The organism is Streptomyces sp. MAI_2237 (assembly GCF_054189285.1).
In genome coordinates, this window is sequence record NZ_JAJPGQ010000005.1 from 844,010 (window position 1) to 867,387 (window position 23,378).

General features: G+C 73.8%; 21 protein-coding genes and 1 pseudogene. 11 read left to right on the forward strand and 11 right to left on the reverse strand.

Features of this window, described 5'->3' with window-relative positions; all coding sequences use genetic code 11:
- Nucleotide 1: 1 nt before the first annotated feature.
- On the reverse strand, nt 2–991 hold the full coding sequence (locus tag LN251_RS32195; RefSeq protein ID WP_458247678.1) for an Acg family FMN-binding oxidoreductase: 990 nt from the start codon (nt 989–991) through the stop codon (nt 2–4).
- A 270-nt stretch (nt 992–1,261) separates the two neighbouring features.
- Between LN251_RS32195 and LN251_RS32200 the strand changes: the two genes are divergently transcribed.
- Nucleotides 1,262–2,059: a GerMN domain-containing protein gene (locus LN251_RS32200; protein WP_458247679.1), complete on the forward strand. Its 798-nt coding sequence runs from the start codon at nt 1,262–1,264 to the stop codon at nt 2,057–2,059.
- A 65-nt stretch (nt 2,060–2,124) separates the two neighbouring features.
- Here the strand turns inward: LN251_RS32200 and LN251_RS32205 are convergent, their stop codons facing one another.
- The 5 genes from LN251_RS32205 to LN251_RS32225 form a co-directional block, all read right to left on the reverse strand.
- A complete protein-coding gene (locus LN251_RS32205) occupies nt 2,125–2,322 on the reverse strand; it encodes a hypothetical protein (protein ID WP_458247680.1) in 198 nt (65 codons plus the stop codon).
- Nucleotides 2,323–2,352: 30 nt separating this feature from the next.
- Entirely contained in the window at nt 2,353–2,862 is a 510-nt protein-coding gene (locus LN251_RS32210) for a flavodoxin domain-containing protein (protein WP_458247681.1), read from the reverse strand.
- A gap of 20 nt (nt 2,863–2,882) precedes the next feature.
- Entirely contained in the window at nt 2,883–3,617 is a 735-nt protein-coding gene (locus LN251_RS32215) for a CBS domain-containing protein (RefSeq protein WP_458247682.1), read from the reverse strand.
- 12 nt (nt 3,618–3,629) lie between these two features.
- Nucleotides 3,630–6,323, reverse strand: a complete 2,694-nt coding sequence (locus LN251_RS32220; RefSeq protein WP_458247683.1) for a bifunctional acetate--CoA ligase family protein/GNAT family N-acetyltransferase — start codon at nt 6,321–6,323, stop codon at nt 3,630–3,632.
- Between the two features lie 115 nt (nt 6,324–6,438).
- Complete coding sequence (locus tag LN251_RS32225) at nt 6,439–8,820, reverse strand: phosphoketolase family protein (protein WP_458247684.1); 2,382 nt, start codon at nt 8,818–8,820, stop codon at nt 6,439–6,441.
- A 36-nt stretch (nt 8,821–8,856) separates the two neighbouring features.
- On the opposite strand from LN251_RS32225, the gene ppk2 reads away from it, so the two are divergent.
- Nucleotides 8,857–9,660: a polyphosphate kinase 2 gene (gene ppk2 / locus LN251_RS32230; RefSeq protein ID WP_450711210.1), complete on the forward strand. Its 804-nt coding sequence runs from the start codon at nt 8,857–8,859 to the stop codon at nt 9,658–9,660.
- Nucleotides 9,661–9,665: 5 nt separating this feature from the next.
- Here the strand turns inward: ppk2 and LN251_RS32235 are convergent, their stop codons facing one another.
- Genes LN251_RS32235 through LN251_RS32245 form a run of 3 tightly spaced genes read right to left on the reverse strand, consistent with a single transcriptional unit; the run spans nt 9,666 to nt 12,504 of the window.
- Nucleotides 9,666–10,538, reverse strand: a complete 873-nt coding sequence (locus LN251_RS32235) for a universal stress protein (RefSeq protein WP_458247685.1) — start codon at nt 10,536–10,538, stop codon at nt 9,666–9,668.
- 5 nt (nt 10,539–10,543) lie between these two features.
- Nucleotides 10,544–11,566, reverse strand: a complete 1,023-nt coding sequence (gene adhP / locus LN251_RS32240; RefSeq protein ID WP_458247686.1) for an alcohol dehydrogenase AdhP — start codon at nt 11,564–11,566, stop codon at nt 10,544–10,546.
- 32 nt (nt 11,567–11,598) lie between these two features.
- On the reverse strand, nt 11,599–12,504 hold the full coding sequence (locus LN251_RS32245; RefSeq protein WP_458247687.1) for a universal stress protein: 906 nt from the start codon (nt 12,502–12,504) through the stop codon (nt 11,599–11,601).
- Nucleotides 12,505–12,949: 445 nt separating this feature from the next.
- On the opposite strand from LN251_RS32245, the gene LN251_RS32250 reads away from it, so the two are divergent.
- The 3 genes from LN251_RS32250 to LN251_RS32260 all read left to right on the forward strand — a co-directional run bounded on the left by LN251_RS32250 (nt 12,950) and on the right by LN251_RS32260 (nt 15,932).
- Nucleotides 12,950–14,662 (forward strand): SulP family inorganic anion transporter, encoded by a 1,713-nt coding sequence (locus LN251_RS32250; RefSeq protein WP_458247688.1) that lies wholly within the window; start codon nt 12,950–12,952, stop codon nt 14,660–14,662.
- A gap of 104 nt (nt 14,663–14,766) precedes the next feature.
- Nucleotides 14,767–15,231: a Crp/Fnr family transcriptional regulator gene (locus LN251_RS32255; RefSeq protein ID WP_458247689.1), complete on the forward strand. Its 465-nt coding sequence runs from the start codon at nt 14,767–14,769 to the stop codon at nt 15,229–15,231.
- On the forward strand, nt 15,228–15,932 hold the full coding sequence (locus tag LN251_RS32260) for a CBS domain-containing protein (RefSeq protein ID WP_458247690.1): 705 nt from the start codon (nt 15,228–15,230) through the stop codon (nt 15,930–15,932). The genes LN251_RS32255 and LN251_RS32260 overlap by 4 nt, the downstream gene beginning before the upstream one ends.
- Here the strand turns inward: LN251_RS32260 and LN251_RS32265 are convergent, their stop codons facing one another.
- Nucleotides 15,933–16,508 (reverse strand): Rv1733c family protein, encoded by a 576-nt coding sequence (locus LN251_RS32265; protein ID WP_458247691.1) that lies wholly within the window; start codon nt 16,506–16,508, stop codon nt 15,933–15,935. It abuts the gene before it with no gap.
- 222 nt (nt 16,509–16,730) lie between these two features.
- On the opposite strand from LN251_RS32265, the gene LN251_RS32270 reads away from it, so the two are divergent.
- The 3 genes from LN251_RS32270 (at nt 16,731) to LN251_RS32280 (ending at nt 19,327) form a co-directional block, all read left to right on the forward strand.
- On the forward strand, nt 16,731–17,432 hold the full coding sequence (locus tag LN251_RS32270; protein WP_458247692.1) for a response regulator: 702 nt from the start codon (nt 16,731–16,733) through the stop codon (nt 17,430–17,432).
- Nucleotides 17,433–17,562: 130 nt separating this feature from the next.
- Nucleotides 17,563–18,579 (forward strand): Acg family FMN-binding oxidoreductase, encoded by a 1,017-nt coding sequence (locus LN251_RS32275; RefSeq protein WP_458247693.1) that lies wholly within the window; start codon nt 17,563–17,565, stop codon nt 18,577–18,579.
- Nucleotides 18,580–18,664: 85 nt separating this feature from the next.
- Nucleotides 18,665–19,327 carry a GAF and ANTAR domain-containing protein gene (locus LN251_RS32280; protein WP_458248209.1) on the forward strand — a complete coding sequence of 221 codons (663 nt, stop codon included), beginning with the start codon at nt 18,665–18,667 and terminating at the stop codon, nt 19,325–19,327.
- A 556-nt stretch (nt 19,328–19,883) separates the two neighbouring features.
- On the opposite strand, the gene LN251_RS32285 is transcribed toward LN251_RS32280, so the two are convergent.
- Entirely contained in the window at nt 19,884–20,690 is an 807-nt protein-coding gene (locus tag LN251_RS32285) for a universal stress protein (RefSeq protein WP_458247694.1), read from the reverse strand.
- Nucleotides 20,691–21,003: 313 nt separating this feature from the next.
- Between LN251_RS32285 and LN251_RS32290 the strand changes: the two genes are divergently transcribed.
- The 3 genes and pseudogenes from LN251_RS32290 (at nt 21,004) to LN251_RS32300 (ending at nt 23,339) form a co-directional block, all read left to right on the forward strand.
- Nucleotides 21,004–21,546 (forward strand): universal stress protein, encoded by a 543-nt coding sequence (locus LN251_RS32290; protein ID WP_458247695.1) that lies wholly within the window; start codon nt 21,004–21,006, stop codon nt 21,544–21,546.
- Between the two features lie 201 nt (nt 21,547–21,747).
- Nucleotides 21,748–22,848 (forward strand): annotated as a pseudogene (locus tag LN251_RS32295) (ABC transporter ATP-binding protein); the annotation flags it as partial.
- A 233-nt stretch (nt 22,849–23,081) separates the two neighbouring features.
- Complete coding sequence (locus LN251_RS32300; RefSeq protein ID WP_458247696.1) at nt 23,082–23,339, forward strand: DUF1876 domain-containing protein; 258 nt, start codon at nt 23,082–23,084, stop codon at nt 23,337–23,339.
- Nucleotides 23,340–23,378 lie beyond the last annotated feature (39 nt).

Consider the following 23,378-nt stretch of genomic DNA (forward strand, 5'->3'; position numbering starts at 1 on the left):
CTCACCACCGGACCAACGCGTCGTCGCGGACGAGGACTTCGGACGCCGGCCGGCGGGCGGTGGCCCACACCTGCGCCGGGACGCCGAGCCGCAGCACCATCTGCGGGAAGTTCCCGGCGGCCAGTCGCCGGCGCAACTCCGCGCGGGTCTCGGGGAGTTCGAGCGGCTGGGTGTGGAAGGCGGCCATGACGTGGCGGGAGGCGGCGGACAGCAGCACGCGCTGCAGCGCCTGTCCGGCCCGCAGCCAGTCCAGGCGGCCGTCGCGCGGGGTGGACAGTACCGCGACGGTGCCGGTGCCGAGGCCGCGCCGGCGGGCGGGGACGATGAACCGGCGTGCCAGATCGAGGTAGTCCCGGCCGGCCAGCAGCGTGGCGTCCGGGTGGAAGCGGGCCGCGTCGGCCGGCACCTGGTCGGGACCGACACTGCGCGTGACCTCCCAGCTGTGGCCGGGGTCCGCCCGGTGCACGTCCTCGGCGGTGCGCACCAGGCGCGCGATCAGGTCCAGTTCCTCGGGCTCCTCCAGGACGTGGAGGACGGCTCCCTCGATCCGGGCGTGTTCGCGCAGGTCGTCGAGGAGGCCGCTGGGCAGGGCCAGGGAGGCGAAGGGACCGCGGTGCGTGTGGCGGTGGGGCATGGCGTCGATCAGCGCGGTCTCCTCGGCGCCGGCCGGGGCGTGCGCGGCGAAGCCCACGCGGGCCAGGAAGGCGGAGTCGCCGGGCCGCGGCAACAGGTCGACGGACGGCTGGAAGCCGAGGTGGCGCACGGCCATCCGGGTGTTGAACAGTGCCGCCCCGCAGGCGATCACCATCTCCCGGCCGCCGGGGTCGGTGAGGATCAGGCGCCGCCCGCCGTCGGCGTGCACCTCGAAGCCGTGGTCATGGCCCTCCTCGACGAAGAACCAGGGCTGGCTGTTGTGCGGGGAGGGCGCGAGGGAGGCGGCACGGGCCAGGTGAAGGGCCGCGTGGCCGGACTTCTCGTACGACACGGTCATGGTGGATCCCGCCTTTCGAGAACCGTCCACCCTTCGTGAACCATCCACCCCCAGCCTCCCCGGGCGCGGTCGGCTCAGGCAGGGGCCGAGGGTCCCGGTGGGCGGCCTGGGCGGCCCTCTTCGCGCCCGCCGGTCCCCGCCGTCCGGTGTCCGGATCACGCGCGGTCCGGACGGCCGGGGGCGGCCGCCGTTCGGCCCGCGAACGGAGCCGGACGGCACTGGGGGACCCCGGCGGGGAGCGGTTCGCTGGAAGGGTGGGAGGAGGACGCCATGTCCAGTGGAACCCGGTCCCCGTCGGCGGCCCGCGCGGCGACGGTCCCGAAGCCGTCGGCCGGCGGCACGGGCCCCTCGTCGGCGAAGAGGATCCGTACGGCGGTGTACTTCCTGCACGACGCGAATCTCTCGGCCGTGCCCCGCACCGTGACGGCTCCGGCGACCGCCGCCTCAGCCGTGCGCGCCCTGCTGTCCGGACCCAGCCGCTTCGAGGGCCACCGGGGCCGCACCACCGCCGTCCCGTCCGGCACCGAGCTGCGCTCGGTCGACGTCCAGGGCCGTCTCGCGACGGTGGATCTGTCCGACCGCTTCGTCGACGGCGGCAGCCTCTCGATGCGGGCCCGGATGGCCCAGGTCGTGTTCACGCTGACCAGGTTCCCGACGGTGCGCAAGGTGGCCTTCGAGATCGAGGGCAAGCCGGTGCGGTACGTCGGCCCCGAGGGCAGCGTCCTCGACGGGCCGGTGGGCCGCGCCGACTTCGAGGACCTGTCGCCGGCCGTGCTGGTGGAGTCGCCCCTGATCGGGGACTCGGTGCGCACCCCGTTGCGGGTGTGGGGCAGCGCGGACACCTTCGAGGCCGAGTTCCGGCTGCGGCTGACCGACGTCTCCGGGCACCGGGCGGCCGACGTGCCGGTCCGGGCCACATCGGGCACCGGCACCCGTGGCACCTTCGACGTCACCTTCCCCTACCGGGCGGTGCGCACCGGGCCGGGGCTGCTGACGGCGTACTTCGTCTCGCCCGAGGACGGGCGCCCGGTGACCGTGGACACCGTGCCGCTGGCCGTGAACCGCTGACTCCGGCCCGCGACGCGGGGACCCCGGCGCAAGGACAGCGCCGGGGTCGTCGATGCCGCTGCCCTTCAGACCTTGGTCATGGGGTGGCGGTGGGCCAGGTGCCGGGCCAGCAGGACCAGTGCGACGATGGCCGGTATCACCAGCGGCACCAGGGGCAGACCCGCGACCGACGCGGCCAGCCCGAGGCACAGGAAGGCCAGGATTCCGGCGACCAGGTAGAGCACCGCCTCGGTGGTGACGACGGGGATCTGACGGACGTTCATGACGCGCCTCCTTTCCCGGAGGGTCTTTCCTCAGGTCGTCTGCTCCCTCTTGACCAGTTCGTCGGCGACCCGGGCCGCCCACGCCTCGATCTCGGGGAAGTCGCGGAAGTCACCGCCCTTGCCGTTGCGGATGATCATCCGGGCGATGCGCCCCTTGGCGCCCTCCTCCAGGCAGCCGCCGAAGGTGACGTGCCCACGGGCGTCGAGTTTGTCCAGGGCGCGCCGTACCCAGGGCACCGGCGGGATGTCCTTCTCGGAGGCCGAGGCGTCGAGCGGGCCGCTGCTGAACAGCCACAGCGGCCGCTCCGCCAGGGTCCGCCGGTTGCGGCGCACGAAGCGGCGGGCGTCGCGGTGCCAGCGCCCCGCGTACAGGGCACCGCCGACCACGAAGGCGTCGTACGGCGTCACATCGGTGACCGTGGCCGCGGGCGCCGTGTCGGCGCTCAGGCCCTCCTTGCGCAGGACGTCGGCCACCGCCTCGGCGATCCCCCGGGTCGATCCGTTGGTCGTTCCATAGGCGACCAGCACGTTCGCGGGCATGCGGTCCGCCTCCTCTCACGTCACAGCTTGCGCATCCAGTCGTCGGCGACGCCGTGCATGGCGCCCTCCTCGGCGGGCCGGATGTGCGAGTCGTCCAGCCGGAAGGTGAGCTTGTCGACGACGGCGACCACACCGTCGATCTGACGGGTCATGGAGACGGCGATCTCCGTCTCGCTCTTGCGCTCCATGTGGCCGGCGAGCGTGACCACGCCCTCCACCACGGAGACGTCGATGCTGCGCGGGGCGAGCCACAGGGCGCGGACGACGACCTCGTCGACGACCTCCTTGCGGATCTCGGGGTCGGGCCGCAGGAAGACCTGCAGCAGGTCGCGGCGGGTGACGATGCCGACGAGCCGCTGCTCCTCGTCCAGCACGGGCAGCCGTTCCACATGGTGCAGGGCCATGGTGCGGGCGGCCTCGACGATGGTGTCCTCGGCGTGCACGGTGATGGCCGGTTCGGTCATCAGCTGGCCGGCGGTGCGGGCACGGCCCTTGGCCTTGCGGGTGCGGCTCTCCCGGGACAGGGCGGCGAGCGGGTGGTGCCGGGGCTGCTCGTAGGGGTCCGGCGTGTCGGCCTGCCGGATCATGAGGTCGGTCTCGGAGATGACGCCGATGACCTTCTCGTCCTCGTCCACCACCGGCAGTCCGCTGATGCGGTTCTCACCGAGCAGCCGGACCAATTCCTTGAAAGGGGTCCCGTACTCGGCGCGGACGACGTCCGTGGTCATGACGGAGCCGACCTTGTTGTGCTTCATGGCTTCTCCTCCTCAGCGGAGCCGGCGCAGATAGGGGTCCTGCGGCCTGCTGGGCAGCAGGCGCACCCGCGCATCGAGCACACTGACTCCGCCCGGTGACGCGAGTACGGGGTTGAAGTCGGCCTCGGCCAGCTGCGGCAGGTCGCTCGCCATCCGGGACAGCCGCAGCAGCAGCTGTTCGAGGGCTTCGAGGTCGGCGGGCCGCTCGCCGCCGGCCCCGAACAGCAGGGGGGCGCAGCGGGGGGCGGTGATCAGGTCGTGCACGTCGTGGTCGGTGAGCGGGGCCAGACGTGCCGCGTGGTCGGCGAGGATCTCGGTGGCGGTGCCGCCGAGTCCGAACAGCACCAGCGGTCCGAAGACCTGGTCCTGGACGACGCCGGCGAACAGCTCGGTGCCGCGCGGCGCCAGGGGCTGCAGGACCACGCCCGTCAGCCGGCCCGCGAACCGGGTCTCCAGGTCGCGGAAGGCGGCCCGTACCTGCGCGTCGCCGCGCAGGTCGAGATGGACGGCGTGCTCGACGCTCTTGTGCAGCAGTCCCGGCCAGTACCCCTTCATGACGACCCGGCCGTCGGCGCCGCGCAGCCGGTCGGCGGCGAGGACGGCCTCGTCCTCGGTCTCCGCCCAGGCCCAGGGCGAGAGCGGGAGGCCGTAGCAGCCGAGGAGTTCGGCGCAGACGCGGGGGTCGAGCCACCCGCCGTCGGGGTGGGTGTCGAGGTAGTCCTCGACGACCGCGTGGGCGCGGGCGGTGTCGACGTCGGCCAGGGCGGGGACGGTGCCGGCGGGGCGGGCCAGCCAGGCCGCGCGGCGTGCCGCGTGGGCCAACGCCCGTGCGGCCGCCTGGGGTTCGGAGTACGCGGGGACGGCGCCGCCGTCGGAGGCGGCCAGCAGCTCGACGGGCAGGGCCTGTTCGAGCCGTACCGCGGCGATCGGCTTGGCCCTGCGGCCGGGAGCGCGGGTGAGGGCCCGGACGAGGTCGTCGCCGGTCGCCGCGGCGACCGCCGTGGGGACGAGGGCCACGAGGACGGCGTCGACCCCGCCGTCGCGCATGATCCGGTCCACACAGTCCATGAGCTGGTCCTCGCCGACGGCGGCGGTGGCGTCGACGGGGTTGCCGGCGGCGGCGCCCTCGGGCAGGACGGCGAGCAGGTCGTCGACGAGCTGCGGGGTCGGCGCGGGCAGCAAGAGCCCGGCCTCGGCGCAGGCGTCGGCGGCGAGCACTCCGGCGCCGCCCGCGTTGGTGACGATGGCGACGCGGGGCCCCGCGGGCAGCGGCTGGGCGTGCAGCAGGGCGGCGGCCTCCAGGAGTTCGCCGACCGAGCGGGTGGCGGTGATGCCGGCCTGGGTGAACAGCGCGCCGCGGGTCATGGTGCGGGTGGCGGCGGCCGCGGTGTGCGAGGCGGCGGCGCGGCGGCCGGCGTCGGTGCGGCCGGCGTCGACGGTCAGCACCGGCATCCGGCGGGTGACCCGCCGGGCGGTGCGGGAGAAGGCGCGCGGGTTGCCGAAGGACTCCAGGTGCAGCAGGGCGAGGTCGGTGCGGCCGTCGCTCTCCCACCACTGGAGCAGGTCGTTGCCGCTGACGTCGAACTTGTCGCCGAGCGAGACGAAGGAGGAGACGCCGATGCCGAGCCGGGACATGCCGTCGAGCAGGGCGATGCCCACTCCCCCGGACTGCACGGCGACGCCCGCGGTGCCGGGGCGCGGGTGGTCGGCGGCGAAGGTGGCGTCCAGGCGCAGTTCGGGGTCGGTGTTGGAGACGCCGAGGCAGTTGGGGCCGACGAGCCGCATGCCGTAGGTGCGGCAGGAGGTCAGCAGTGCGCCGGCCTCGTCGGCGTCGAGGCCGGCGGTGACGACGAGGAGGGCCCGTACGCCCGCCTTGCCGCACTCCTCGGCGGTCTCGGCCACCGCGGCCGCCGGTACGGCGAGGATCGCGAGGTCGGGTGTCCTGGGCAGGGCCGCGACGGAGGGGTAGGAGGGGATGCCGAGGATGGAGGTGGCGGCGGGGTTGACGGCGAACAGGCGCCGGGTGAAGCCGCCGGAGTGCAGATGGTGCAGGATGGCCCGGCCCACCGAGCCCGGCTTGCGGCCGGCGCCGACGACGGCCACCGCGTCGGGGCGCAGCAGAGGCTGGAGGCTGGCGACGTCGGCGGCCCGACCCCGCTCCTCCACGGCCGTGAGGTAGGACTCGCTCTCGGCGAGCTCGATGGTGCAGCGCACCTCGGGGCCGTCGAAGTGGCGGGCGGTGCGCAGACCGAGGTCGGCGAAGAGCCGCAGGATCTCGTGGTTCTCGCACAGGGCGTCGGCCTTGAAGGCCGTGACGCCCTCGGCGCGGGCGGCCGAGACCAGGTGTTCGACCAGCAGGGTGCCGACGCCCCGGTGGTGCAGGGTGTCGGCGACGGCGATGGAGATCTCGGCCTCCTGGCCGGTGCCGGAGGTGTCGTACTCGGCGAGGCCGATGACGCGGCCCTGGGTCTCGGCGACGAGGGCGCGGTATCCGGGGCGCGGCGTCGCGCAGGCCCGGTCGGCGGCCATCTCGGCGGAGCGCCTGCTGATCGCGAAGAACCGCAGCCTCAGGTTCTCCGGCGACATCTCCTCGTAGAAACCCCGCAGCTGCTCGTGGTCGCCGGGCCGCACCTCGCGGATGCACACCATGGTGCCGTCGGCGAGCAGGGCGTGGACCTGGGGCCTGCTGAGAGCGTCGTGCGACATCGCGGATCCCTTCCACGTCTGATGACACTTCGAGGGTCCAGCGGAACGGGTCGCGCTCCCATGGGCTGTCCGGGGGTGGATCGAGGGCCGGTCGGCCCCCGATCCCGGCCGTTTCTCAGGCGTTCCAGCCCCAGTCGGCGACCTCGGGCAGATCGGTGCCGTGCTCCCGGATCCACGCCTGGTGGCGGCTGCGGGCGTCGGCCATCTGCTGGCGTACGGCGGCGGCGCGCACGGCGAGTCCGGGGACGCGGTCGATGACGTCCATGACCAGCCGGTAGCGGTCGAGGTCGTTGCGGACGACCATGTCGAACGGCGTGGTGGTGGTCCCGGACTCCTTGTAGCCGCGCACGTGCAGGTTCTTGTGCCCGGTGCGGCGGTAGGCGAGCCGGTGGATCAGCCACGGGTAGCCGTGGTAGGCGAAGATCACCGGCTTGTCCTCGGTGAACAGGCCGTCGTACTCGAAGTCGCTCATGCCGTGCGGGTGCTCCTCACGGGGCATCAGGCGGGCCATGTCGACGACGTTGACGACGCGTACGGCGAGGCCGGGCAGGTGGCGGCGCAGCAGCTGCGCTGCGGCCAGGACCTCCTGGGTGGGCACGTCCCCGGCGCAGGCCAGGACGACGTCCGGCTCCCCGCCGTTCTCGGTGCCGGCCCAGTCCCAGATGCCGGCGCCGCGGGCGCAGTGGGCGCGCGCCTGGTCCATGGAGAGCCAGTCGAAGCAGGGCTGCTTGCCCGCCACGATCACGTTGACGTAGTCCTTGCTGCGCAGCGCGTGGTCGGCCACCGACAGCAGGGTGTTGGCGTCCGGCGGCAGGTAGACGCGGACGACCTCGGGGCTCTTGTTGAGGACGTGGTCGACGAAGCCGGGGTCCTGGTGGGAGAAGCCGTTGTGGTCCTGGCGCCACACGTGCGAGGTGAGCAGGTAGTTGAGGGAGGCGATGGGCGCCCGCCAGGGCAGCTCCCGGGAGGTCTTCAGCCACTTGATGTGCTGGTTGACCATGGAGTCGACGATGTGCACGAACGCCTCGTAGGAGGAGAACAGTCCGTGCCGGCCGGTCAGCAGGTAGCCCTCCAGCCAGCCCTGGCAGGTGTGTTCGGAGAGGATCTCCAGCACCCGGCCGTGCCGGTCGAGGTGTTCGTCGACCGGGAGCATGGCGGCCTGCCAGGCCTTGCCGCTGGCGTTGAAGACGGCCTGGAGCCGGTTGGAGGCGGTCTCGTCGGGGCCGACGACGCGGAAGTCGCGGCGGTGGGAGGTGTTCTTCATGACCTCTTCGAGGAGGTCGCCGAGGATGCGGGTCGGCTCGTGCAGGGTGGTGCCGGGCTTGTCGACGGGTACGGCGAAGCGGTCCAGGGAGGGGACGGGCAGCTCGTGCAGCAGGACGCCGCCGTTGGCGTGCGGGGTGGCGCCCAGCCGGCGGTCGCCGTCGGGGACGCAGTCGAGGACGTCGGCGACGGGCCGGCCCTCGCCGTCGAAGAGGCGCTCGGGGTGGTAGGAGCGCAGCCAGGTCTCCAACTGCCGCAGGTGCTCGGGGTTTTCCCGGACGGCGGCGAGCGGCACCTGGTGCGCGCGCCAGGTGCCTTCCACCGGCAGGCCGTCGACCTCGGCGGGGCCGGTCCAGCCCTTGGGGGTGCGCAGCACGATCATGGGCCAGTGCGGGCGTTCGGTGACCCCGTCCTCGCGGGCGGAGCTCTGCAGCAGGGCGATGCGGTCCAGGGCGGTGTCGAGGGCCTGGGCCATGGCGCGGTGGACGGCGATCGGGTCGTCGCCGGTGACGTGGATGGGGGCGTGGCCGTATCCACGCAGCAGCTCGTCGAGTTCGTGCTCCGGCAGCCGGGACAGCACGGTCGGGTTGGCGATCTTGTAGCCGTTGAGGTGCAGGACCGCCAGGACGGCGCCGTCGCGCACCGGGTCGAGGAACTTGTTGGAGTGCCAGGAGGCGGCCAGCGGGCCGGTCTCCGCCTCGCCGTCGCCGATCACGCAGGTGACCACCAGGCCGGGGTTGTCGAAGGCGGCGCCGTAGGCGTGCGAGAGGGAGTACCCGAGCTCACCGCCCTCGTGGATGGAGCCCGGCGTCTCCGGCGCGACATGGCTGGGCACGCCGCCGGGGAAGGAGAACTGCCGGAACAGCCGTTCCATGCCGTCCCCGTCCCGGGAGACGTCCGGGTAGGTCTCGCTGTAGGTGCCCTCCAGCCAGGAGTTGGCCAGGACGGAGGGGCCGCCGTGGCCGGGACCCCAGATGCACAGGGCCTCCAGATCGCGGGCCTTGATGACGCGGTTGAGGTGGGTGTAGACGAGGTTCAGGCCGGGCGAGGTGCCCCAGTGGCCGAGCAGCCGCGGCTTGATGTGCTCGGGCCGCAGGGGCTCGCGCAGCAGGGGGTTGGCCATCAGGTAGATCTGTCCGGCGGCCAGGTAGTTGGCGGCCCGCCAGTGGGCGTCCAGGGTGCGCACCTCGTCGTCGGTCAGTACGGTGGCGTCCTGGTGTTCGACCTTGGGCATGAGTGACTCCACAAGTCATCGAGGGGAAGAGGCGGCATGGCCGGCAAGAAGGCGGCAAAGCTGCCGCGCAAGGCGTACGAGAAGGAACTGCTGCGCCAGCAGACGGAGTTGGTGAAGCTGCAGGAGTGGGTGCGGGCGCAGGGCGCCCGGCTGGTCGTCGTCTTCGAGGGCCGGGACGCGGCAGGCAAGGGCGGGACGATCAAGCGCGTCGCCGAGCACCTCAATCCCCGCGTGGCGCGGATCGCGGCACTGCCCAAGCCGACGGAGCGCGAGCGCACCCAGTGGTACTTCCAGCGGTACGTCGAGCATCTGCCGGCCGCCGGGGAGATCGTGCTGTTCGACCGGTCCTGGTACAACCGGGCCGGCGTCGAGCATGTGATGGGTTTCTGCACCAAGGAGGAGTACCAGCTCTTCCTGCGCCAATGCCCCATCTTCGAGCGCATGCTGGTGGAGGACGGGATCCTGCTGCGCAAGTACTGGTTCTCGGTCAGCGACCGGGAGCAGCAGGAGCGCTTCCGGCGCCGGCTGGAGGATCCGCTGCGGCGCTGGAAGCTGTCGCCGATGGACCTGGAGTCGATCACCCGTTGGGAGGCCTACTCCCGGGCCAAGGACGAGATGCTGGTGCACACCGACATCACCGAGGCCCCGTGGTACGTGGTCGAGAGCGACGACAAGCGGCGCGCCCGGCTGAACATGATCGCCCACCTGCTGGACTCCCTGCCGTACCACGAGGTGCCGCCGCCGGTGCTGAAGCTGCCTCCTCGTCCGGCGTCGACCGGTTACGTGCGGCCGCCGCGCGATCTGCAGAACTACGTCCCGGATCACGCGGCGGGCCTGTAAGGCGCTCACGCCGGCTGCGGCACGACGGCGACGGGGCAGGCGGAGTGGTGCAGTGCCGCGTGGGCGACGCGGCCGAGCTGGAGCCCGAGGTGTCCTTCGCGGCGGCGGGCGCCGACGACGAGCAGGTCGGCGTCGCGGGAGAGGTCCACCAGCACCCGGCGGGCGTTGCCCTCGACGGTACGGCGCCGCACCTCGATGTCCTCCGGGGCGTCCCGCAGCGCCTCCTCCAGGGCCTCGGCGGCCCGTTCCTCGTGCAGCCGGGCGGGTTCGCCGACCATCAGGGGATGGTCGGTGGTCTCGTGCGCCGGGCACCGCCAGGCCCGTACGGCCTCCACGGAGGACCCGCGGCGCCGGGCCTCGTCGAAGGCGAAGCGCACGGCGGCCAGGTCCTTGGGCTCCTCGCCGACGCCCACCAGGACGCGCCCGTGGGTCGCGGGCCGGGCGCGGTTGTCGTGGCTGCCGCGCAGCACGATCACCGGGCAGTCGGCGTGGGCGGCGACGGTGAGGCTGACGGAGCCGAGGAGCATCTCGGCGATGCCGCTGCGGCCGCGGGTGCCGACCACCAGCGCGGAGGCGTTGCGGCCCTCGCGGACCAGGGCGTACTCCGGCTCCTCGGGGAGCACCTCGCCGGTGACCCGCAGATCGGGGTGCCGGGTGCGGGCCCGGGCGACGGCGCTGCCGACGACGTCCTCGGCCATGACCTCGTCGGACGGCTTGCCGAGGTCCTCGGCGAGGGCGTGGCCCTCGTAGCGCTCCCACAGCGAGGCGTACACCACCCGGAGCGGCACTCCGCGCAGCGCTGCCTCGTCGGCCGCCCAGTCCACGGCGCGCAGACTGGGTTCGGAGCCGTCGGCCCCCACGACCAGGGGCAGTTCCATGGTGCTCACCTTCCCGTGCCGAGATCGAACACGATGCGGGCCTTGACCTCGCCGCGCAGGACTTCGTCGATCGATTCGTTCACGCTCTGCAGGGGCCGGGTCTCGTAGATGACCCGTGTGCGGCCGTCCGCGTGCAGCCGGAAGACCTCGGCGAGGTCCTGCCGGGTGCCGACGATGGAGCCGATCACCGACGTGCCGTTCAGGACGGTGTCGAAGATCGGGACCTGGATGGTGCCGTGGGCCGGCAAGGCCACCATGACGAGCTTTCCGCCGCGCCGCAAGCCCGCGTTGACCGCCTCGAAGGCGGCCGGGTTCACCGCGAGGGCGATCGCGGCGTGGGCCCCGCCGTGCCGCTTGAGGACCGCGCCGACGTCCTCCTTGCGGGCGTCGACGACGATGTCCGCGCCGAGTTCGGCGGCCAGTTCGAGCTTGTCGTCGGTGACGTCGATCGCGGCGACGGTGGCGCCGGCGATCTTCGCGTACTGCACGGCCAGATGGCCGAGCCCGCCGACGCCGGAGACGGCGACGAGCTGGGCGGGCCGCACGTCGGCGACCTTGAGCGCCTTGTAGGTGGTGACGCCGGCGCAGGTCAGCGGGGCGGCCTCGAGGGCGCTGACGCCCTCCGGCACCGGCTGTGCGTAGTCGGCCCAGGCCAGCATCTTCTCGGCGTACCCGCCGTCGCAGCCGTAGCCGGTGTTGATCTGCTGCTCGCACAGCGTCTCCCAGCCGGACAGGCAGTGCTCGCACCGTCCGCACGCCCGGCCGAGCCAGGGCACGGCGACCCGCTGGCCGACGGCCAGATGGGTGACGCCGTCGCCGAGCTTCTCGACGAGGCCGACGCCCTCGTGGCCGGGGACGAACGGCGGGTTCGGCTTGATGGGCCAGTCGCCGTGGGCGGCGTGGATGTCGGTGTGGCACAGCCCGGAGGCCTCCAGCCGGATGCGGACCTGGCCGGGGCCGGGCTCGGGGTCGGGGCGTTCCTCGATGACCAGGGGTTCACCGAACGCTCGGACGACCGCTGCCTTCATGGTTGTTGCTCCTCGGGGTGTCGGGGGGGGCGTCAGTCGTGGGCGACGACGGCGACGGGGGCCTTGGCGTGGTGCAGGACGGCGTGGGTGACGGGGCCTATGTGCTGGCCCAGCGGGCTGCGGCGGGTGCGCCGGCCGACGACGACCAGGGAGGCGTCGGCGGAGCCGTCGATCAGGAAGGTGGCGGCGCTGCCGGCCCGGGACTCCTCGACGACCTCGACGTCCGGGTGCTTCAGCCGCCACGGGCGCAGGGCTGCGGCCAGGGCCGTTGCCTGCTGGCGGCCGACCTCCCGGTCGAAGTCCGGGTCCACGGACAGGCCGTAGGTGTAGTAGGGCGGCAGGTTCCAGGCGGCCACGACCCGCAGGGTGGTGGAGCGGCGGGCTGCCGCGTCGAAGGCGAACTCGATGACGGAGCCGTCGGCGTGGGCCGGGTCGAGGCCGAGCAGCACGGGCAGGTAGGGGGTCGCGGCGGAGGGGATGCCCACCGGGTCCGCCTGGTGCTCGTCGGCGGCCTGCTCCCCGGCACGGACCAGCACGACCGGGCGGGCGGCGTGCGCGACGACGCCGAGGCCGACGGAACCGATCAGGAAGCCGCCGATGCCGCTCAGTCCGCGGGAGCCGAGCACGAGCAGTTCGGCCTCCTCGGCGGCCTTCGCGAGGATCTCGGCGGGCTGGCCGGTGGAGTGCTCGATGGTCACCTCGACGCCGGGGTGGCGCAGCCGCAGTCCTTCGGCGGCCTCCCGCGGGATGCGCTCGGTCCAGTGCTGCTGGGTCTCGGCACCGAGCAGGGGGGCCTGGGCCATCGGAGCGGGCACGGGCTCCCAGATGTGCGCGATCTTCAGGGGAAGGCCGCGCAGCTTCGCCTCGCGCGCCGCCCACTCGGCCGCGGCGCGGCTTTCGGGTGAGCCGTCGAGACCTGCGACAACGGTGCGGACCATGATGCTGCCTCCTGATCGGGTGTGTGGGTCCAGCGTCGGCCGGGGAGGCGTCCGGGCTGCAGGGGCCGCTTTTCCCCAACCGGGACCGACCGGCCCAACGGCCATGCGGGACGGCGGGTCCCGTGCATCCGGGATCCGCCGTCCCTCCCGCGCTGGGCGGACCGGCCGTACGGGCGACAACCACGCGCCGACGACCCACCGGTGAACGACCGTCCCGGGGCCGGAGTCCGCGCCTTGCCGCCACGGCCCGATGCCCGGGGGTGTCCACAGGTCCGACGCTGCTCCCGGCCGGTCCGCGGCGCACGGTGCCGATGGTCGGCGCGTGCGGGGCCGAACGGCGTCGGGCGCGGGACCGTCGGTCCTCGCGAGGCCGAAGCCCTTCCCCATGACCGGGCGGGTGGCCGATTCTCGGTGAATGCTGAGGGAGTGTGACGACACAAGGCCCATGTCGCGGGGCTGGAGCGGGTGCGTACGCGCGTGGCACCGCTTGACGCCCGGACTGGCCTCGCTGTCCCGATACCGCCGTTCCTGGGTCCGCGGCGACCTGATGGCGGGCCTGACGGTGGCCGCGTACCTGGTGCCGCAGGTGATGGCGTACGCCGGCGTGGCCGGTCTGCCGCCGGTGACCGGGCTGTGGGCCATCCTGCCCGCGCTCGCCCTGTACGCGCTGCTGGGCTCCTCCCGGCTGCTGTCGGTGGGCCCGGAGTCGACGACGGCGCTGATGACGGCGACCGTGGTGGCTCCGCTCGCCGGCGGCGCCCCGGGCCGCTACGCCGAGTTGGCGGCCTGTCTCGCCCTCACGGTTGGCCTGCTGTGCGTGGCGGCCCGTGTCCTGCGTCTGGGGTTCGTCGCCGATCTGTTCTCCCGCCCGGTACTGATCGGGTACCTGGCGGGCGTGGCCCTGATCATGATCATGGACCAGTTGCCCCGGCTGACCGGGGTGCCCACGACGGGTTCGGTGTTCTTCGCTCAGCTGTGGTCGTTCGCGGGGCACCTGGGGCAGGCGCACCCGGCCACGGTGCTGTTCTCCGCGCTGACGATCGCTTTCCTGTTCACCGTGCCCCGGCTGGCCCGCGCGGTGCCCGGGCCGCTGCTGGCCGTCGTACTGGGCACCGCGGCGGTGGTCGCGTTCGACCTCGACGACCGGTTCGGCATCAAGGTCATCGGCACGGTGCCCTCGGGGCTGCCCTCGTTCGCGCTGCCCGACCCGGCCGAGCTGCCGCGGCTGGTGCTGCCGGCGCTCGGCGTGCTGCTCGTCGCCTACACCGACTTCGTCCTCACCGCGCGCGCCTTCCCCGGCCCCGACGAGGACGCGCCGCCGCTCGACGCCGACCAGGAGTTCCTGGCGCTGGGCGCGACCAACATCGGTGCGAGCCTGCTGCACGGCTTCCCGGTCAGCAGCAGCGCCAGCCGGACCGCGCTCGCCTCCTCGGCGGGCGCCCGCAGCCAGGCGTACTCGCTGGTCGCGGGCGCGCTGGTGCTGTGCGTGCTGCTGTTCCTGAGCCCGCTGCTGAGCCGCACGCCGTCGGCGGTGCTGGGCGCCCTCGTCGTCTACGCGGCCGTCCGCATGATCGATCTGACGGGTTTCACCAAGCTGGCCGCCTTCCGGCGCCGCGAACTGCTCCTGGCGCTCGGCTGCCTGGCCGGGGTGCTGACCCTGGACATCCTCTACGGGGTACTCGTCGCCGTCGGCCTGTCCGTGGCCGAGCTGCTCAGCCGGGTCGCGCGCCCGCACGACGCCGTCGAGGGGCTGGTGCCCGGGGTGGCCGGCATGCACGACGTGGACGACTACCCGCAGGCCCGCACCATCCCGGGCCTGCTCGTCTACCGCTACGACTCCCCGCTGTTCTTCGCGAACGCGCAGAACTTCCACCGCCGCGCCCTGGCCGCCGTGGACGAGCAGGCCCGGCCGGTGCGCTGGTTCGTGCTCAACACCGAGGCGAACGTCGAGGTGGACATCACCGCGCTGGACGCCGTCGACGCGCTGCGGCGCGAGCTGACGCGCCGCGGGGTCGTCTTCGCGCTGGCGCGGGTCAAGAAGGACCTCCTGGACGACCTGGAGGCGTACGGGCTGGCGGAGTCGGTGGGCCGGGACCTGATCTTCCCCACCCTGCCGACCGCCGTGACCGCGTACCGCGAGTGGAGCGGCAAGCACTGAATCGCCAGGTGGCCCGCAGCTGGGGCCGGGTGGCCCATGGCCGGTGACACCGCCCGTCGACACCCTGGAGGTGGCAGTTCCGTACGCCTGAGTGGAGGCACGCCATGAACGCTCCCGCAACGTCGAGCATGACGCGGGCCCTGTCTCCCGAGTACCGGGAGCGGCTGATGGGGCTGGCTCGCGAGGTGTCGTATCCCGAGGGCGCCCGGCTGTTCGAGGAGGGCGGCCACGCCGACCGGTTCTGGATCATCCGTACCGGCACCGTGGATCTCGACATGCGCGTGCCGGGCCGTCAGGCCGCCGTCATCGACTCCCTCGGCCACAACGAACTGCTCGGCTGGTCCTGGCTCTACCCGCCGCACACCTGGCATCTGGGCGCCGAGGCGGTCACGCCGCTGCGGGCCTACGAGTTCGACGCCGCGCAGGTGCGGGCCGAGTGCAAGCAGGACGCGGAGTTCGGCCGGACTGTCGCCGAGTGGGTGGGCCGGATCGTGGCGCACCGGCTGCAGGCGGCCCGCACCCGGCTGCTGGACCTCTACGGCCCCTACGGCAGCGGAGGCCTGCGATGACCACGCGCCAGGACCACGAGGACCACACCGGCCCCGCGGCCGGCGGACCCGGGTCGCCGCACCTGGTCAGGGACGTGATGACCGCTGACGTCGCGGTCGTGGGCATCGGGGCGGCCTTCAAGGACATGGTGCGCACCGTGCAGGAGCGCCGGGTCAGCGCGATGCCCGTCGTGGACGCCACGGGAGCGGTCGTCGGGATCGTCTCGGAGGCCGATCTGCTGCCCAAGGAGGAGTTCCGCGACAGCGACCCCGACCGCTACACGCAGTTGCGGCGGCTGTCCGACCTCCTCAAGGCCGGATCGGTCACCGCCGGAGAGCTCATGACCTCCCCCGCTCTCACCGTGGCCCCGGACGCGACACTCGCGCAGGCCGCGCGGGAGATGGCGCGGGCCCGGGTCAAGCGCCTGCCCGTCGTCGACGCGTCCGGGCACCTGGTCGGCATCGTCAGCCGGGCCGATCTGCTGAAGGTCTTCCTGCGCGCCGACGAGGAGATCGCCGAGGAGGTGCGCCGGGACGTGGTGACGTACCTCTTCCCCGCTCCCGGCTCGACCGTCCGGGTGGCGGTCCACGACGGTGTGGTGACGCTGGGCGGCCGCGTCCACGACACGTCCCTGGTGCCGGTGGCCGCGCGCCTGGCGCGGGCCGTCGAGGGGGTCGTGGACGTGCGGTTCGCCCTCGCCGGCCAGGACTCCGCCGGCTGATCAGCCGGCGGTGTGCCCCCAGCGGCCGTCGATCCGCTCCCATGCGGCGCCCCACGCCTCGGTGGCGCGCCGCTGCACCCGCAGCCGGACCAGCCGCCCGCCGGCGAGGGCCGTCAGGCCGGCACCGCTGCCGGCCAGTACCGCGCGGGTCGTCGCCTCCGCGGGTCCCACCGGCTTGTGCAGCAGGCGGCCGTGGCCGTCCGTCCAGGCCCGCACGCCGCTGCCGGCCCTGGCCGTGGGGGTGACCTCCATCGTTCCGGTCCGGCCGGTCCCGTTCGCGTCGCGCCACCGTACGATCGCCAGGGCGCGGTCGTAGCGCACGCCGGAGACGGCGTCGGGAGCACCGCCCGGGAGGATGCGGACCAGCACCGCGGAGACGGGCTCACGGCCCGCCCTGTCCCGTTCGGCCGCGCGTTCGGACAGCTGCGCGCCGAGGATCCCGGCGCACGCCGCCACGACCGTGGCGAGCGCCCAGGAAGCCAGGACGATCCAGGCCTCCAGCACGTCACTGCGCCGCCGCAGCGGATTGTCACGCCAGCGCCACCCCAGGACCTTGCCGCATCTCGCCTTCCGCATCGGTCACACCCCCTCGGGGAGCAATGGGACGGACACCCCTAAAAGGTCTCATCCATGGAACTCGGACGGGAGAGGATTGCGACCTCGCCCCGAGGGGAGCTTTGATGGTGGGTCATGGTCCGCTGGGGCCGGTCGGCCCTAGTGCCTCCGGCCCCGGCAAGTCATGATCTTCAGCACAGACGGCCCGCAGTCCGTCTCACATCCGGGGAACGAGAGGTCGACATGACCGAGGCACGCACCTTCACGGCGCAGGATCCCATCCGCGTCTTCCTGCTCGACGACCACGAGGTCGTCCGCCGCGGCCTCGCGGACCTGCTGGACGCGGAGCAGGACATCAGCGTGGTCGGCGACGCCGAGAACGTCGAGCACGCCCTGGTGCGCGCCCCCGCGGTCCGGCCGCACGTGGCCGTCCTGGACGTGCGGCTCCCCGACGGGGACGGCATCTCCGTCTGCCGTGAGCTGCGCAGCCGCATGCCGGAGCTGGCGGTCCTGATGCTCACCTCGTTCGACGACGAGGACGCCCTGCTGGACGCGATCATGGCGGGGGCGTCCGGATACGTACTCAAGCAGATCAAGGGCTCCGACCTGGTGTCCGCGGTGCGCACGGTCGCCTCGGGCCAGTCGATGCTCGACCCGGCGACCACCGCCCGGCTGATGCGGTCGCTGCGCACCGAGCCGGCCGAGGCCCCCGAGGTCTCCCCCGAGCTGGCGAGCCTGTCCCCGCGCGAGCGGGAGATCCTCACCCTCATCGGGGACGGCCTGACCAACCGGGAGATCGGCAAGCAGCTGTATCTGTCGGAGAAGACCGTCAAGAACCACATCTCGCGGCTGCTGGCCAAGCTCGGTGTGCAGCGCCGGGTCCAGGCCGCGGTGCTCGCCTCGCATCTGGAGCAGCCCGAGCAGGGCGCCCCGCACACGCGCTGAACCGGACGGGGCCGTACGGCCGGATGTCAGGCCGTACGGCCCCTGCCCCGGGGGCCGTGCCGGGACCACCCTGGACAGGGTCAACGACCCGTTCCACCGCCCTCGGTCACCGGGCGGGGAGGAGGCCCCCATGTCCACCGCGCCGCTCGACGTGGCGACCCTGGAGAAGCTGATCTCGGCCGCCGTTGCCGCCCCCTCCATCCACAACACGCAGCCCTGGCGGTTCCGCCTCGACCCGGACACGCTCACCCTGGAGATCCGGGCCGCGCAGGACCGCGGACTGCGCCACATCGACCCCTCGGGGCGGGCCCTGCACCTGTCGGTGGGCTGCGCGGTGTTCAACCTGCGGCTGGCGGTGGCGCACTTCGGATGGGCCCCGGTGACCCGGCTGCTGCCCCGGCCCGGCGAGCCCGAACTGCTCGCCTCCGTCCGGCTCGGCGGCCCGGCCCGCTTCACGCCGCCGCCCGAGCTCTACGAAGCCGTATGGCACCGGCGCAGCAGCCGCTTCCCGTACTCCGACCGGCCGCTGCCCGCCGCCCTGCGCCACGAGTTGGCGGACGCGGCGCACGCGGAGGGCGCCCTGCTGAACAACCCGGAGACCGGCGAGACCGACCGGCTGCTGCGGGTGACGCTGGAGGCGGAGCGCCGCAACCGGGCCGACGCCGACCGGGCGGCGGAGAGCCGCCGCTGGATCCGTGAACCGGACGCGTCGGCGCTCGGCATCCCGCCGGCCGCCGTCGGCCCGCAGGACTACCGCGACCAGGTCCCGATGCGGGACTTCGGGGCCCATCTCCATCCGTCGACGCTGGCCGCCCGTGCCTTCGAGAAGCGGCCGACGCTCGCCGTGCTGTCGACCCCGCACGACCGCCGCGCCGACTGGCTGCGGGCCGGCCAGGCCCTGCAGCACGTGCTGCTGGTGGCCACCCGGCACGGTGTGCGCGCCTCGCTGCTGCACCAGGCCCTGGAGTGGCCCGACCTGCGCGACCAGCTGGTACGGGACCCGGAGGACGGGCGCGTGCACGCCCAGATGGTGCTCCGCCTCGGCTACGGGCCGCAAGGGCCGCCCTCGCCCCGCCGGACGGTGGCGCAGACGCTGGACCAGGACACGTTCGCGGCACCCGGCACGGCGGCTGCGGTCACCGGGTGAAGGTCGCGCGGATCCGGGTAGAAGGTGAGTCCGGAGAACGCGACAGGCGGAGGACGGCGTGGAGTGGGCACGATTCGGGCAGCAGATGGCTGCCATGGCCCGCGACCTGCTGGCCCAGGACTCCGTCGACGCCACGCTGGAGCGGATCACGTCCTCGGCCGTGGAGCTGGTCGAGGGATGTGACGCGGCCGGAATCCTCGTGCTGCAGGGCAGACAGGTGCAGACGCTGGCCCCCACCGATGATCTGGTGGTCGACAGCGACCGGCTGCAGGAGCGGCTGGGCGAGGGGCCGTGCTTCGACACCGCCCGCAGCTCGGTGCGGGAGCGGGTCTTCCGTATCCCCGATCTCACCGGGCAGCAGCTGCGCTGGCCCGCCTTCGCACCGCAGGCCTCGCGGCTCGGCATCGGCAGCATGATGGGCTTCCTGCTGTTCACCGAGGACGAGGACTTCGGCGCGCTGAACCTGTACTCCCGCAAGCCCGGCATGTTCACGGAGGCCAGTGAGCAGGCCGGGTGGCTGCTGGCCTCGCACGCGGCGGTCGCGTTCTCCAGCGCCCGCACACACGCCCAGCTGGAACAGGCCATGGCCACGCGCCATGTGATCGGCGAGGCCATGGGCATCCTCATGGGCAGCCGCCGGCTCACCGAGGAGGAGGCGTTCGACGTGCTGCGCCGCTATTCGCAGGAGCACAACCTCAAGCTGCGGGAGGTCGCCCGGATGATCTGCGAACAGGGCGGCATCGACTGAGGTGGCGGCGGCTTCCCTGGCTCGGTGTCAGAACCAGAGAAGCCTGGCCGGGCCGGCCCCCCGGGGGAGCGACGCCGCACCCGACGTGACCACCAAGTCCCCTGTGTCGCGGCCTCCACACACCTCGCGTGCGGTTCGCCGATCAGGCGGCGGCGAACATGCCGGCCATACCGCGTGGGGCGTCGTCGCCGAAGAGGAGTCCGTGCAGGTGGGAGCCTTCGGCCGCCGTTCCGGGTTCGGCGCCGTCGTACAGGGCCGGGTCGGCGCCCTGGTTCGCGTCACCGAGCAGCGCCGTCCGGGCACCCGAGCGCGTGCAGCGGGCGCAGGAACGCCGCGGTTTCGGTGTCGGTGATCAGCGCGGTGAGCTGCGGCACCGTCGCGGCGTCGGGAAGCCGGGCATCGACGACCCGCCCGGGGGTGGCGCTCGGCGCAGACCGGCACAGGGCCGAGGCGGGGCGTCCACCGGGGGGCAGTGCGGACGCACAGGCGCGGGCCCGGGCCGACCGACGGCCGGGGCCCGCGCGAGCCGCCACGGACCCGCCGGGGCCCTTCGACGTCAGTGCCGCGGGGTCTCGGCCGGGACCACCGCGACGGTGCACCGGGCGTGGCGCAGGAGGGCGCGGCCCAGAGAGCCCGTCAGGGTGTCCGTGAGACCGGCGTGGGCGGGCACGCCCACCACGGCGAGTTGCGCGCCCGCGCTCGCCCCGCCGACGACCGGGCGGCTGCGACCCCGGAGCCGCCGATGCCGCACGACGACGTCGGGGTACGTACGCCGCAGTTCGGCCACCACTGCCGCGCCGTCGCGGCCGCCCCCATGCAGGACGAGCAGCTCCGCGGCTCGCTGGGCGGCCTCGGCGAAGGCGAACTCCGCCGCGGCGCGGGCCACGGGCGAGGTGCCGTCGGACGCCAGGACGACGGGGCCGCCGCGGCCGGTGGCGCCGCGCACGACCAGCACCGGGCAGCGTCCCTGCGCGGTGAGCCGGCCGGCGACCGAGCCGAACGGCAGCCCGCCGAACCGGCCTTGGCGTCGACCGCCGACCACAGCGAGGGAGGCGGCACGCGACTCGGCCTCCAGCACCGTCCCGGGCTCGCCGACGAGCACCTCGCTGGTGATCGGCAGCCCCGGCGCGACGCGCCGCGCGTGCCGCTCGGCCTCGGCGAGTGCTCCCCGGGCCGACGCGCTCAGCCCGGCACCGTCCGGGTCCCAGGGCGGCACACCGGGCGCCACAGGATCGGCAGGCCATACGACGGCGTGCGCCAACTGCAGGCCCACGCCTCGCCGTTCGGCCTCCCGCGCGGCGGTCTCCACCGCGGCCAGGCTCGACGACGACGCGCCCACCCCCACCACCACCGGTCCGTTCATGACGCCTCTCTCCTCTCGGGCCTCCCCGCCCCCGCCCCGGCCACGAGCCGAGCGCCATGAGCGGCGGCACCGCGCCGGACCCGGACCGGGCCACCCCGGCCTCACGGTCACCTCCGCTCGTGCCGCATCCAGCGTCCGCTCGCGGCCCGCCCCCGGCACTGGGCCGTACGGCTCCGAACGGCGCACCGACCGACCCCCCTGCCCGCCGGCACCGACCCGTTCGGCGCCGGCGGCGGAGCCACTCGGCCCAAGTGCCGTGCGGAGCGCACCGGAAGACTGAGGCACCGGGGAACAACCGGCGAGGGAGGCTGTCATGGTGGAAGGCGCGGTCGGCAACAGTGTCGTGGTGGGGGTCGACGGGTCGCAGGCGTCGGTGGCGGCACTGCGCTGGGCCGCCCGGCAGGCGCGGGCCCTGCAGGCCACCGTCGTCGCCGTGCACGCCTGGCAACGGCCCGGGCTCGCCCCCTACGCTCCCGCCACGGCACGGCCGACGGCCGCCGAACAGCGCGAGGGGGCGGCGCGGTTGCTGGCCGCGACGCTCCGCGAGGCCTTCGGGCCGCAGGACGACGGCGCCGTACGCGCCGTCGTGGCCGAGGGGGCCCCGGCCAGCGTCCTGGTCCAACAGGCGCAGGGAGCCGTACTGCTGGCGCTCGGGCGCACCCCGCGCGGGGGGTACGACGAGCACGCGTCGGGAGCGGTGGTGCGCGCCTGCCTCGAGCGGGCGACGGTCCCCGTCGTCACGGTGCCGGGGAACCGGCCCTCCGCCCCCGCGCTCACGGCCACCGGGTCGCCGGGTCGCTCCGTCGGCCCGGCCCCGCGGCACGGCGCCCGCTGGACGTGCACCGTCGCCGGCTGAACCCGCGACGACGGACCCCGGGCGACGGGGTACAGCAGCCATGTGGCCCCGAGCGGCGGGGAGTTCTCCGGCGCGGGCACCTGCCACATCCGGTCGACGCCGAAGGGGCCGACCGGCCCGGGAAGGGGACGGTCGGGGCATGCGCCGGTGTCGTCGACCGCTCCAGGCTGGGATGAGGAGAAGCACCGGGAGGGATGGGTCATGGCATCGGTCACCTTCGAGAAGGCCACCCGCCGCTTCGCGGGCATGGAGCGCCCGGCGGTCAGCGACCTCGATCTGGACATCGCCGACGGGGAGTTCATGGTCCTGGTCGGGCCTTCCGGCTGCGGCAAGTCCACCAGCCTGCGCATGCTCGCCGGCCTCGAGGACGTCGACTCCGGAACGATCCGCATCGGCGAGCGGGACGTGACCCATCTGCCGCCCAAGGACCGCGACATCGCGATGGTCTTCCAGAACTACGCCCTCTACCCGCACATGACGACGGCCGACAACATGGGCTTCGCCCTGAAGATCGCGCGCATGCCCAAGCCCCGGGTGCGCGAACGGGTGCGGGAGGCCGCCGCCGTCCTCGACCTGCAGGACTATCTCGACCGCAAACCGAAGTCGCTCTCCGGCGGGCAGCGGCAGCGCGTCGCCATGGGGCGGGCCATCGTGCGCGAGCCGCGGGTGTTCCTGATGGACGAGCCGCTGTCCAACCTGGACGCCAAACTGCGGGTGCAGACACGCACTCAGATAGCGGTGCTGCAGCGCCGCCTGGGCACCACCACGGTGTACGTCACCCACGACCAGGTCGAGGCCATGACCATGGGCGACCGGCTCGCCGTCCTCAAGGACGGGGTGCTGCAGCAGGTCGGCACGCCCAAGGAGGTCTTCGAGCGGCCCGCCAACACGTTCGTCGGCGGCTTCATCGGCTCGCCCGCGATGAACCTGTTCCGGCTGCCGTTGACGTCCGACGGTGTCCGGCTGGACGGGCTGACCGTGCCGCTGACCCGCGGCGTCCTGCGGTCCGCGGCCGCCGAGGGAGCCACCGAGATCGCGCTCGGCGTCCGCCCCGAGCAGTTCCGGATCCTGTCTCCGGAGGACGAGAAGACCCCCGGGCTGGACCTCGTGGTCGACGCGGTCGAGGACACCGGCTCCGTCGCCTACCTGCACGCGACCGCACGGGTCGGCGGGGTCGGCGCGCCGCTCGTCGTACGGCTGCCGGGGCGGGCCACCCAGGGCAAGGGGGCGCGGGTGCGGGTCGGGGTGCGGGCGGACGCCGTGCACTGCTTCTCGGCCGCCACGGGACTGCGGCTCGACGAGCCGGCGGCGACGGTGGTCCGGACGGAGCCGGCCATCGCTCCCGAGGACGCGGTCCCGCCGGACGCCGCCGCACGGCACGCGCCGGGCGCCGAGGCTGCCTCCGCATGACGTCCCGGCCGGCGGGCCGTTCGGCCCTGTCCCGGCCCTCGCCGGGGGCGCAGGCTGGGAGATGAGCGGAGGAACCGGTTCGTCCGGACGCCTGCTCCTCACCCCTCCGCCCGGGAGTGATCACGATGCGAGCCAAGCAGTGGACGGTACAGATCTTCATCAGTGAGGACGGCGACGAGACCCACGCGCGGGCCGTGCTCACCACCCGGGACACCTCGACGGTCACCGGCCGGGGCGTGGCCCGCAAGAACCCGGTCGACCGCTCCATTCCGGAGATCGGCGACGAACTCGCCGCCAGCCGCGCGCTGGAGGACCTCGCCATCCGGCTGCACGACGTCGCCTCCGACGACATCGTCCAGCTGGCGGGTCCCGTGCTGCGGTGACGGCCCGCCTTCAGGCGGCCGCCGGCCGGGGCACTCCCG

Bases quoted from the DNA above. Each gene is read 5' to 3' on its own strand.
- ppk2 (WP_450711210.1), top strand. From the start codon at position 8,857: ATGGCCGGCAAGAAGGCGGCAAAGCTGCCGCGCAAGGCGTACGAGAAG.
- LN251_RS32205 (WP_458247680.1), bottom strand. From the start codon at position 2,322: ATGAACGTCCGTCAGATCCCCGTCGTCACCACCGAGGCGGTGCTCTAC.
- LN251_RS32195 (WP_458247678.1), bottom strand. From the start codon at position 991: ATGACCGTGTCGTACGAGAAGTCCGGCCACGCGGCCCTTCACCTGGCC.
- LN251_RS32270 (WP_458247692.1), top strand. From the start codon at position 16,731: ATGACCGAGGCACGCACCTTCACGGCGCAGGATCCCATCCGCGTCTTC.
- LN251_RS32200 (WP_458247679.1), top strand. From the start codon at position 1,262: ATGTCCAGTGGAACCCGGTCCCCGTCGGCGGCCCGCGCGGCGACGGTC.
- LN251_RS32220 (WP_458247683.1), bottom strand. From the start codon at position 6,323: ATGTCGCACGACGCTCTCAGCAGGCCCCAGGTCCACGCCCTGCTCGCC.
- LN251_RS32245 (WP_458247687.1), bottom strand. From the start codon at position 12,504: ATGGTCCGCACCGTTGTCGCAGGTCTCGACGGCTCACCCGAAAGCCGC.
- LN251_RS32260 (WP_458247690.1), top strand. From the start codon at position 15,228: ATGACCACGCGCCAGGACCACGAGGACCACACCGGCCCCGCGGCCGGC.
- LN251_RS32300 (WP_458247696.1), top strand. From the start codon at position 23,082: ATGCGAGCCAAGCAGTGGACGGTACAGATCTTCATCAGTGAGGACGGC.
- LN251_RS32250 (WP_458247688.1), top strand. From the start codon at position 12,950: ATGTCGCGGGGCTGGAGCGGGTGCGTACGCGCGTGGCACCGCTTGACG.
- LN251_RS32275 (WP_458247693.1), top strand. From the start codon at position 17,563: ATGTCCACCGCGCCGCTCGACGTGGCGACCCTGGAGAAGCTGATCTCG.
- LN251_RS32255 (WP_458247689.1), top strand. From the start codon at position 14,767: ATGAACGCTCCCGCAACGTCGAGCATGACGCGGGCCCTGTCTCCCGAG.
- LN251_RS32215 (WP_458247682.1), bottom strand. From the start codon at position 3,617: ATGAAGCACAACAAGGTCGGCTCCGTCATGACCACGGACGTCGTCCGC.
- LN251_RS32225 (WP_458247684.1), bottom strand. From the start codon at position 8,820: ATGCCCAAGGTCGAACACCAGGACGCCACCGTACTGACCGACGACGAG.
- LN251_RS32265 (WP_458247691.1), bottom strand. From the start codon at position 16,508: ATGCGGAAGGCGAGATGCGGCAAGGTCCTGGGGTGGCGCTGGCGTGAC.
- LN251_RS32290 (WP_458247695.1), top strand. From the start codon at position 21,004: ATGGTGGAAGGCGCGGTCGGCAACAGTGTCGTGGTGGGGGTCGACGGG.
- LN251_RS32285 (WP_458247694.1), bottom strand. From the start codon at position 20,690: ATGAACGGACCGGTGGTGGTGGGGGTGGGCGCGTCGTCGTCGAGCCTG.
- LN251_RS32210 (WP_458247681.1), bottom strand. From the start codon at position 2,862: ATGCCCGCGAACGTGCTGGTCGCCTATGGAACGACCAACGGATCGACC.
- LN251_RS32280 (WP_458248209.1), top strand. From the start codon at position 18,665: ATGGCTGCCATGGCCCGCGACCTGCTGGCCCAGGACTCCGTCGACGCC.
- LN251_RS32235 (WP_458247685.1), bottom strand. From the start codon at position 10,538: ATGGAACTGCCCCTGGTCGTGGGGGCCGACGGCTCCGAACCCAGTCTG.
- adhP (WP_458247686.1), bottom strand. From the start codon at position 11,566: ATGAAGGCAGCGGTCGTCCGAGCGTTCGGTGAACCCCTGGTCATCGAG.